A 9,210-nucleotide genomic window follows, 5' to 3' on the forward strand; every position below is an offset into this window, starting at 1 on the left:
ACGTGGGCACTCCCCCGGTCACCCGACCCGGCGAAGCCGGGTCAGCGGGCGGCGGCGGAAGCGGCGACGGCGAGCAGCTCCCGGGCGTGCGCCTGCCCGGTGTCGCTGTCGGCCAGACCGGACAGCATCCGGGCGAGCTCGCGCACCCGGTCCTCGTCGGCGACCGAGCGGATGTCGGTGGCGGTGACGCCCGCGCCGGTGTCCGGCGACTTGTCCACCACGAGGTGGGTGTCGGCGAACGCCGCCACCTGCGCCAGGTGGGTGACGACGACGACCTGGTGGTCCCGGGCCAGCCGGGCCAGCCGCCGCCCGATCTCCCCGGCGGCCTGGCCACCCACGCCTGCGTCCACCTCGTCGAAGACCATGACCGGCACCGGGTCGGCGCCGGCGAACACCACCTCGATGGCGAGCATCACCCGGGAGAGCTCACCGCCGGACGCACCCTTGTGCACCGGCCGCGGCGGCGCGCCGGGGTGGGCGGCGAGCAGCAGCGCCACCTCGTCGATGCCGTCGGGACCGGGGTCGTCGGGATGGCTGTCGATGCTGAAGGACACCCGGGCGCTCTTCATCGCCAGCCCGGCCAGCTCGGCGCCGACCTCCGCGGCGAAGCCCTCCGCCGCAGCGCGTCGCCCGGCCGAGATCTCCGCGCCGAGCCGGTCGACGTCGGCACGGGCGGCGTCCCGCTGGGCCGCCAGGGCCTCCAGCGCCTCGTCGGAGACGTCCAGCTCGGCGAGCCGGCGCTGCGCGTCCTCGGCCCAGGCGAGCACGCCGGCCACGCCCGCACCGGCGTCGGCGTACTTGCGGACCAGCGCGGTGATGACCGCCCGCCGGTCGAGCACCTCGGCCAGGCGGCCGGGGTCGGCGTCGAGGTCGGCGACGTACCCGGCGAGCTGGCCGGCGACGTCGGACACCACGGCCACCGCGTCGGCGAGGTCCTGGGCGAGCAGCACGAGAGCCGGGTCGTCGGCACCGGCGAGCGCCCGCTCGGCGATGGCCAGCGCGGCAGTCGCGTCCTGGGGCAGCTCGCCCCCGCCCAGGTCGCCGGTCACGTCACCGATGAGCGCGGTGCGCGCCTCGTCGGCAGCGGCGCGCAGCGCGTCGGCGTCGCTGAGCCGCTTGGCCTGGGTGTCGAGCGACTCGTCCTCGCCCGGCTCCGGCGCGACGGCCTCGATCTCCTCCAGGCCGTGCCGCAGCACGTCGGCGGCCTGCGCCAGCTCGCGTGCCTGTCCGTGCCGGCGCTCCAGATCCGCGGCGAGGGCGCGCCAGCGCTGGTGGGCCTCCCGGTACCGCTCCAGCAGCTCCAGGTGCTCGGCGCCGGCGTACCGGTCCAGCGCCCGGCGCTGCTCGGACGGCCGCGAGAGCCGCAGCTGATCGGTCTGCCCGTGCACGGCCAGCAGGTGCTCGGCCAGCTCGGCGACCACCCCGACCGGCACGCTGCGCCCGCCCAGGTAGGCCCGCGAGCGGCCCTCGGCGCTGACCGTGCGGGCCAGGATGAGGCTGCCGTCGTCGTCGGGATCGGCCCCGGCGTCGGCCGCACGGGCCCAGGCCGGCGACTCCGGCGGGAGCTCCAGCCGCCCCTCCACCCCGGCCCGCCCGCTGGCCCGGACCCGTCCGGGGTCGGCCCGGCCGCCGAACAGCAGGGTCAGGCCGGTCACCACCATCGTCTTGCCGGCTCCGGTCTCCCCGGTCACCACCGTCAGGCCACGGCCGAGCTCGAGCGTGACGTCGTCGATGGCGCCGAGGCCGCGGATGCGCAGCTCCGAGAGCCGCCCCGCCGCGGCAGCGGCCGTTCCCGTCGCCGCCGGGCTGGGTCGGTCAGGCGTCGTCGTGCGTGCCGCCACCGCTCACCTCCCGCGCCGGGGCCGGGATGTCCGCGCCGTCGGCGGTGACGATGTCGCGGGCCAGGACGTTGCGGCTGGTGAACAGCTCGTGGCCCGGGCCGGCGTGCCGGGCGTCGCGGAAGCCGTGCACCGGCAGCCCGAACTTCGCGACGAGCCGGTCGCCGAACGTCGCGGCGTGCACCCGGGCGATGCGCACCGGCCGGTTGGCCCGGCGCACGTCGACCCGGCCGCCGTCGGGCACCTCGACGGTGCGCCGCCCGTCGGCCGACACCCGGGCCCGGTTGCCGTCCGCTGGGATCGCCACGGTGAGCACCGAGTTCGGCGAGGTGACCAGCGGCCGCGCGAAGAGGGCGTGGGCGTTGGTGGGCACCAGCAGCAGCGCCTCGACGTCGGGCCACACCACCGGGCCGCCGGCGGAGAAGGCGTAGGCGGTGGAGCCCGTCGGGGTGGCGCACAGCACGCCGTCGCAGCCGAAGCTGGTCAGCGGCCGCCCGTCGATGCCGATGACGACGTCGAGCACGCGGGATCGCTCGGCCTTCTCCACCGACACCTCGTTGAGCGCCCACGTGCCGCCGACGACCGTGCCGTCGCCGTCGAGGACGTCGACGCGGATGGCCAGCCGCTCCTCGACCGAATACTCGCAGTTCTCGATGGCGGCCAGGGTCTCCTCGACCGCCTCGGGCTCGGTCTCGGCGAGGAACCCGACCCGGCCGAGGTTCACGCCCATCAGCGCCGCATCGGTGTACCGGGCGAGCTCGGCGGCGCGCAGGAAGGTGCCGTCACCACCGAACACCATGACGATCTCGGCGTTCTGCGCGGCGGCCTCGTCGCAGGGCACGACCTCGGCGCCGGGGATGTCGAGATCGGGCGCCTCGTCCTCGAGCACCTTCACCCCGATGCCACCGCGCAGCAGCCGCGCCGCGGACGTCTGGGCCAGCTCGACGATGTCCTGCCGCCCGGTGTGCACCGTCAGCAGGACCCGCCGGGCCTCCTGCCCGTCGGGTGATGCCGTGCTCGGCTCGCTCACTGGGGTCCCTCCTGGACTGCTCGTCGGACGGTGTCCTCCTCGACCGGCCCGGCGTCGGACCGCAACCAGAGGAAGAACTCCACGTTGCCGGCGGGGCCCGGCAGGGGGCTGGCCACCACGCCGGCCGTTCCCCAGCCGAGCGCTCCGGCTGCTCTGCCCACCTCGAGCACCGCCTGCACGCGGTGCTCGGGATCGCGCACCACCCCGCCGGCGCCCAGCCGCTCCCGGCCGACCTCGAACTGCGGCTTGACCATGGGCAGCAGGTCGGCGCCGGGGCCGGCGCACGCGGTGAGCGCGGGCAGCACCAGGCGCAGCGAGATGAAGGACAGGTCGGCGACCACCAGGTCCACCGGCCCGTCGATCGCCTCCGGCGTCAGCGTGCGGACGTTGGTGCGCTCGTGCACCCGGACGCGGTCGTCGGTGCGCAGCGACCACGCCAGTTCCCCGTACCCCACGTCGACGGCGACCACCTCGGCGGCGCCGCCGCGCAGCAGCACCTCGGTGAACCCGCCCGTGGAAGCACCGGCGTCCAGCGCGCGGCGGCCCTCGACGGCGACGGGGAACGCCTCGAGCGCGCCCAGCAGCTTGTGCGCGCCGCGGGAGACCCAGGACGGCTGGTCGGGGTCGGTCCGGACGACGACGGGGGTCCCCGCCTCCACGCCGGTGGCCGGCTTGGTGGCGGCCTGGCCGCCCACCGCGACCCGCCCCTCCGCGATCAGGGCGACGGCGTGCTCGCGGGACCTCGCCAGCCCACGACGGACCAGCTCGGCGTCGAGCCGGGCGCGACGGGCCATCAGCGGGGGTCGATCGTGCCGAGCTCGCGCTGCAGGCGCGCGTGCTCGGCCTCGAAGACGGCGACGTGCTCGGCCACGGGCAGCTCCTCGAGACCGGTCAGCCCGCGCTGCGCGCCCGCGCCCTCCGCCGGCGTCGCCTCCAGGGCATCGGCGTCGGCGCGGACTGCCTCGGCGCCCACGCCGGGCGCCGGAGCGGCACCCGAGCCGGAGGCGGCGTCCATAGTGGCACCCGAGCCGGAGGCGGCGTCCGCGGCGGCGCCGGGACCGGCGGTGGTGCCCGGAGCGGCGACCGGCGCGGGCGGGGGCGCGGGCCGGTACGGCCCGGGCACCGGTCGCGGCACGGTCGGCTCGGTCATCGGGCGCCTCTCGGAGTGCGGGGGTCGGGGAACGGGCAGGGGTCGCGCGGGCGGCGTCGGCACGCACCAGCGTCCCCTGCGGAGGTTACCGGCCGGCAGCGACGCGGACGGGCCGGACGGAGCAGCGCGATAGCGTCGGGGCGACCGCACCCGCCGCCGACTTCTGGGGAGACCTGCCCGCGTGGCCACGATGGATCAGTGCATGACCGCCCTGACCGGCATCCTCGGCGACCTCGCCGCGAACCCGGCGGCCGCGGGGCTGGACCGCAGCCTCTCCTGCCGGCTCACCGACCTGGAGCAGGTGGTGCTCGGTCGGCTGAGCTCCGGTGCGGTCAAGGATCTGCACGCGGTCCCCGACGGTCCCGCCGTGCCGAAGGCAGACATCCGGCTGACCATGACCAGCGACGACCTGGTCGCGCTCACCGACGGCCGGCTGTCCTTCGGCTCCGCGTGGGCCGGCGGCCGGGTGAAGCTGGAGGCGGGCGTGCGGGACCTGCTGCGTCTGCGCAAGCTGCTCTGACGGCAGCAGGTCAGCCCCCCTCCGGCGGCGCGAGACCCCAGCTCGCCACGGCGTCGCTCGCGGCCCGGCCGGTGCCGACCACGCGCACCGGCGCGCCGTCGTCGGGGTGGGCGGACCAGTGGGCGACGCAGAGGGCGCGCAGACCGTCCAGCCCGTCGGGCACCGCGCCGCGTGTCTCGGCGTCGGCGTCGGAACCGGACAACTCGAGACCGGAGCCGCCCTCGACTCCCCGGACTGTCCAGCCGCCGCACCGCCAGGTCGACCCGTCGGACTCCACCGGCGGGTGGGTGTGCAGCACCCCCGACGCGTCGGCCGCGAGCAGGTCCGGCCGGTGGGACGGTCCCGCGGCGAGCAGGGTCCCGGGGTCGGTGACCCCGGAGAACACCAGCAGGCTGGCCGCCCCGGCCCGGCGGGCTCCCTCGATGTCGGTGTCCAGCCGGTCCCCGACCACGAGCGGCCGCCGGGCGCCCGTGCGCCGGACGCACTCGGCGTGCATCGCGGGATCCGGCTTCCCGGTGACCAGTGGCTCCTGCCCGGTCACCCCCCGGACCACCGCCACCATCGCGCCGTTCCCCGGGAGCGGGCCGCGGGGAGACGGGATGCTCGCATCGGCGTTGGTGGCCACGTGCCGGGCGCCGTTGCGGACGGCGACGACGGCCTCGGCCAGCTGCGCCCAGCCGACCTCCCGGCCGTAGCCCTGGACCACCGCGTCCGGGCGGTCGTCGGCGCTGTCGACGACGGTCAGGCCGGCGGCCATGAGCGCGGCCGCGACCCCGGGGCCGCCGACCGGGAGCACCCGCGCCCCGTCCCCGAGGAGCCCGGCGACGACGGTCGCCGCCGCCTGCGAGCTGGTGATGACGTCCGCCGGCCGGGCCGGGACCTGCAGCTCGGTCAGGTGCTCGGCGACCTGCTCGGGGGTGCGGGCGGCGTTGTTCGTGACGAACCCGAGGCGCATGCCGGCGGTGCGGGCGGCGGCCAGGGCGGCCGGCACGCCGGGAACGGCGTCCGGGCCGACGTAGACGACGCCGTCGAGGTCCAGCAGCGCCACGTCGTACCGCCGGACGGGCGGCTTGGCGCAGCCCGCGGCCAGCCGGGTCACCGAGGATGGGCGGGCCTGCTCCGTCACGCTGACTCCCGGGTCTGGCGGGCGCGGACCTCGCGCAGCGCCCGCGCGTAGTGGGCCGAGTCCGGCCGCATGGCCACCGCGAGCGCCAGGTGCTCGACGGCCAGGGGGAGGTCCCCGGCCCTGCTGGCGGCCAGGCCGAGGCCGAACTGGGCGTAGTCGTCGGTGGGGTTGGCGGCGATCAGACTCGCGAAGCTGGCCATCGCCTCGTGGTAGCGGTGGGCGTCGTACTGGGCGCGCCCGAGCGCCTCGCGAATGCTGCGCGAGGCGGGCTCGGCGTCGGCAGCACGTGCCAGCAGGGTGGCCGCGGCGTCCGGATGCCGGTCCGCGAGCAGCTCCAGGCCCCGGCGGTACCACTCGTAGACACCGCCGCTGGGCGCGTCGCTGGCTCCGAGACCCTTCTCCGGCGAACCACCCTCGGGCAACGCTGCTCCCCCTCCTGGGCCGCATCCACACCGGTCCCCCGGGCCGGATCCCGGGCCGATCCTGAACGGCCGACCACGCCCCGCGGCGCCGCTCCTACGATCCTGGTCGTGTTCTCGTCGTCGGCAGGCCCCCAGACCCCCCGACCGGCCCCGGGGCTGGAGGTCCGGCCGTTCCGGGCCCTGACCTACCGGGAGCGCGATCCCGAGTACCTGGCCCGCGTCAGTTCGCCAGCCTACGACCTGGTGACGCCCTCCGGCCGGGATCGGCTGGTCGATGCCGATCCGTACAACGTCGTCCGCCTGATCCTGCCTGGGCCCGGCGCCGGTCCTGGGGAGAACGGCGACTCCGCCCACCTGGCTGCCGCCACCCTGCGGACGTGGGAGGCCGACGGCGTCCTGGTGCGCGACGAGCTGCCGGCGTTGTGGCTGTACGAGCTGCGCCCGGCCGACGGCGGGGCGGCGACGGTGGGCTGGCTCGGGGCGGTCACCCTGCCACCGGCAGATTCCACGGCCGTGCTCCCGCACGAGGACACCTACCCGGTAGCCGTCGAGGGCCGCCGGGCGCTGCTGGCCGCGACGCGGACGGATCTGGAGCCGATCGTGCTGGCCCACGATCCGGAGCCGGCGGTGTCCCGGGTGACGGAGGCGGTGCGACGGACACCGCACACCCTCGACCTGTGCGACGCCGACGGAGTCCGGCACCGGCTCTGGCGGGTGACCGAGACCGCGACGATCGACGCCGTCTCCGCGGCGCTGGACCGCACCCGGGCCGTGATCGCCGACGGTCACCACCGCTTCGCCGCGGCCCTCGCGAACGCCCGGGCGCAGCGCTGCGCGTCGGGGACCGATGCCGTGCTGGCGCTGGTCACGCCCATGGGGTGCGGTGGCCTCCGGGTCGACCCGATCCACCGGGTGGTTCCCGCACTGCCCTGGAGCGAGGCCCTTGCCGCCGCCGGGCGTGGTTTCGTCACAGCCGAGGTGCCGGTGGACGGGACGGGCACGGACGCGGTCATCGCCGGAGCGCGCGCCTGGCTGAGCGATCCGGCCGAGCGCGGGCTGCTGCTCACCGACGGCGAAAGGCTGGTGCGGCTGAGCGCCGCCGGCCCGGAGGTCCGTGCCGCGGTGCCGGCGCAGGCTCCACCGGCCTGGCGGGACCTGGACGTGGTGCTCGCGCACCACGGGCTGGTGCACCACCTGTGGGGACGTCCCGACACGGTGGACTCCGTGCTCATCGCCCACAGCCTCGACGAGGCCGTGCGGACAGCCGTGGATCGGGCCGGCGTGGCGGTACTGCTGCGGGCTCCCTCCCCCACTGACGTCGCGGCCGTCGCGCGCGCCGGAGCACGGATGCCGAGGAAGTCGACCCTGTTCGTGCCGAAGCCCAGAACCGGGCTCGTGCTGCGCCCGCTGGCCGACTGAGCGGGCCGCTTCACGCCGTCTCGTCGGCCGTTCGGGCGGCCGACCGGGGGATCTTGCGTCCGCGGCGGCAGTTCACCTCGCACACCGAGGCGGTGCCCGACCCGGTGCGCCAGAACCGCCGCTGCAGGGCGCCCTCGACCTCCACCAGGTCGCCGGGCTGCCACACGGCGATCCGTCGTTGCAGCCCGCGGTCGTAGGTGATGCACGTGAGCACGTCCACCGACTGGCCCCGCGCCCTCGGGGCCGGTCTCTTGACCACCAGGCGGAAGGTCAGCAGCGTGTCACCGCTGGGCAGGGTCCGTAGCTCTGCGGGGGCGGACACCCGCCCCCGCAGAACCACGTCGTTGCGATCGATCACAGCCACGGTCATGACCGAAGCCTGTCCCGCCTCGGTGCCTGCGAGGACCTCCCGCTGCGATCTGTGGACGCCACGCATCCATGTGGACGGACGACGGCGTCCAGTCGGACGTCAGTGCTCGGGCGTGGTCTCCCCTGACCCGGCGCCACCGGCAGCGTCCGCGTCGACGCCGTCGGTCTCACCCAGCAGTTCGGCGACCTCCGCCTCGACCTCCTCGTCGAAGCTCAGCCTGCGCTCGTCCGAAGTGCCGGGGCCGGGGCCCGCGGCCACGTCCGACTCGTCGTCCGGATCGTCGTCGAGCCCGGCTGCCACGTCCTCGGCCTGATTCAGGATGAGGGCTCCTTCGCCGACCCCCGCCTGCTGCTCGACCTCATCGCCGTGCTCGGCGACGTCGTCATCGCCAGGCTCGCCGTCGGTCGCGGCGTCGTCCTCGAGCTCGTCGTCCTCGAGCTCGGTGAACTCGACGCCGAGGTCCTCGCCCGCGAGCTCCGGATCGATCTCCGCGATGGCCCCGAGCAACTCCGCCGCGCGGTCCGTCTCCCCCTGGGCGTCGAGCAGCTCGGCGTAGGCGGCTGCGAGCCGCAGCTTGCCCTCGTCCCCGGCGCGGAGGTCGACCGGCTCCGGACGGCCACCCAGAGCCGCCTCGAGCACCAGCTTCGCGGCCGCGTCCTCACCGAGGTCCTGACGCGCGCCGGCCTCGACCAGCCGAAGCTCGACCTCCTCGGTCGTGTCGACGCCTTCGGTGAGCGCCTCGTTCACCAGGCGGATGGCGACCTCCGGCCGGCCGAGGGCACGCTCGCAGTCGGCGAGCACCGCGCGGTAGCCCTGGTCCCCGCTCATCCGGCGGTAGGCGCGGATCTCCCGGGCGGCCTCGGCGAAGTCCCCGGCGTGGTAGGCCGCCACGCCGACCGCCTCGCGGACGACGGCCAGGCGGGAAGCCCGGTCCCGGGCGGCACGGGCGTGCGCGAGCGCGGTCTCCGGGTCCTCGTCGAGGAGCGTCCCGGCGACCACGAGGTGCCCCGCGACCTTCGAGGAGTTGCGCGGGTCCAGTCCACGGAGCGCGGCCCGGATCGCGGGATCCAGCTCCCGCGGATCAGCCCACTCGGGGATCTCCGGGCCGGCCGGCACGGGCGGTCGACGGTCCACGACATCGCCGCTGGGCCGGCGGTCCTGCCAGCTGCCCTGCGGACGATCCGAGCGCTGCGGACGGTCGCCCTGGGGACGACGGTCCTGCCAGCTGCCCTGCGGACGATCCGAGCGCTGCGGACGGTCACCCTGGGGACGACGGTCCTGCCAGCTGCCCTGCGGACGATCCGAGCGCTGCGGACGGTCACCCTGGGGCCGGCG

The 9,210-nt window shown here is 76.3% G+C and carries 10 protein-coding genes; 2 read left to right on the forward strand and 8 right to left on the reverse strand.

What is annotated here, in order from left to right; translation table 11 throughout:
- Positions 1–41: 41 nt before the first annotated feature.
- Genes recN through O2W17_RS20880 form a run of 4 tightly spaced genes read right to left on the reverse strand, consistent with a single transcriptional unit; the run spans position 42 to position 4,018 of the window.
- On the reverse strand, positions 42–1,841 hold the full coding sequence (gene recN, locus O2W17_RS20865; protein ID WP_269194378.1) for a DNA repair protein RecN: 1,800 nt from the start codon (positions 1,839–1,841) through the stop codon (positions 42–44).
- On the reverse strand, positions 1,816–2,868 hold the full coding sequence (locus O2W17_RS20870) for an NAD kinase (protein WP_269194379.1): 1,053 nt from the start codon (positions 2,866–2,868) through the stop codon (positions 1,816–1,818). Before O2W17_RS20870 ends, recN begins: the two co-directional genes overlap by 26 nt.
- Positions 2,865–3,662, reverse strand: a complete 798-nt coding sequence (locus O2W17_RS20875) for a TlyA family RNA methyltransferase (RefSeq protein ID WP_269194380.1) — start codon at positions 3,660–3,662, stop codon at positions 2,865–2,867. Before O2W17_RS20875 ends, O2W17_RS20870 begins: the two co-directional genes overlap by 4 nt.
- Complete coding sequence (locus O2W17_RS20880; RefSeq protein WP_269194381.1) at positions 3,662–4,018, reverse strand: hypothetical protein; 357 nt, start codon at positions 4,016–4,018, stop codon at positions 3,662–3,664. Before O2W17_RS20880 ends, O2W17_RS20875 begins: the two co-directional genes overlap by 1 nt.
- A gap of 202 nt (positions 4,019–4,220) precedes the next feature.
- Between O2W17_RS20880 and O2W17_RS20885 the strand changes: the two genes are divergently transcribed.
- Complete coding sequence (locus O2W17_RS20885; RefSeq protein WP_269194382.1) at positions 4,221–4,538, forward strand: alkyl sulfatase C-terminal domain-containing protein; 318 nt, start codon at positions 4,221–4,223, stop codon at positions 4,536–4,538.
- 10 nt (positions 4,539–4,548) lie between these two features.
- Here the strand turns inward: O2W17_RS20885 and O2W17_RS20890 are convergent, their stop codons facing one another.
- Both O2W17_RS20890 and O2W17_RS20895 read right to left on the reverse strand, forming a co-directional pair.
- Positions 4,549–5,664 (reverse strand): HAD-IIA family hydrolase, encoded by a 1,116-nt coding sequence (locus O2W17_RS20890; protein ID WP_269194383.1) that lies wholly within the window; start codon positions 5,662–5,664, stop codon positions 4,549–4,551.
- Complete coding sequence (locus tag O2W17_RS20895; protein ID WP_269194384.1) at positions 5,661–6,086, reverse strand: tetratricopeptide repeat protein; 426 nt, start codon at positions 6,084–6,086, stop codon at positions 5,661–5,663. Before O2W17_RS20895 ends, O2W17_RS20890 begins: the two co-directional genes overlap by 4 nt.
- Before the next feature lie 108 nt (positions 6,087–6,194).
- Here O2W17_RS20895 and O2W17_RS20900 point away from each other — a divergent pair, with 108 nt between their 5' ends.
- A complete protein-coding gene (locus O2W17_RS20900; protein ID WP_269194385.1) occupies positions 6,195–7,505 on the forward strand; it encodes a DUF1015 domain-containing protein in 1,311 nt (436 codons plus the stop codon).
- 10 nt (positions 7,506–7,515) lie between these two features.
- Here O2W17_RS20900 and O2W17_RS20905 read toward each other — a convergent pair whose 3' ends face one another.
- Both O2W17_RS20905 and O2W17_RS20910 read right to left on the reverse strand, forming a co-directional pair.
- Positions 7,516–7,875 carry a single-stranded DNA-binding protein gene (locus O2W17_RS20905; RefSeq protein ID WP_269194386.1) on the reverse strand — a complete coding sequence of 120 codons (360 nt, stop codon included), beginning with the start codon at positions 7,873–7,875 and terminating at the stop codon, positions 7,516–7,518.
- Positions 7,876–7,974: 99 nt separating this feature from the next.
- A complete protein-coding gene (locus O2W17_RS20910; RefSeq protein WP_269194387.1) occupies positions 7,975–8,991 on the reverse strand; it encodes a tetratricopeptide repeat protein in 1,017 nt (338 codons plus the stop codon).
- Between the last annotated feature and the right edge of the window lie 219 nt (positions 8,992–9,210).

Source organism: Blastococcus sp. VKM Ac-2987 (genome assembly GCF_026967805.1).
In the GTDB taxonomy this organism is placed as follows: domain Bacteria; phylum Actinomycetota; class Actinomycetes; order Mycobacteriales; family Geodermatophilaceae; genus Blastococcus.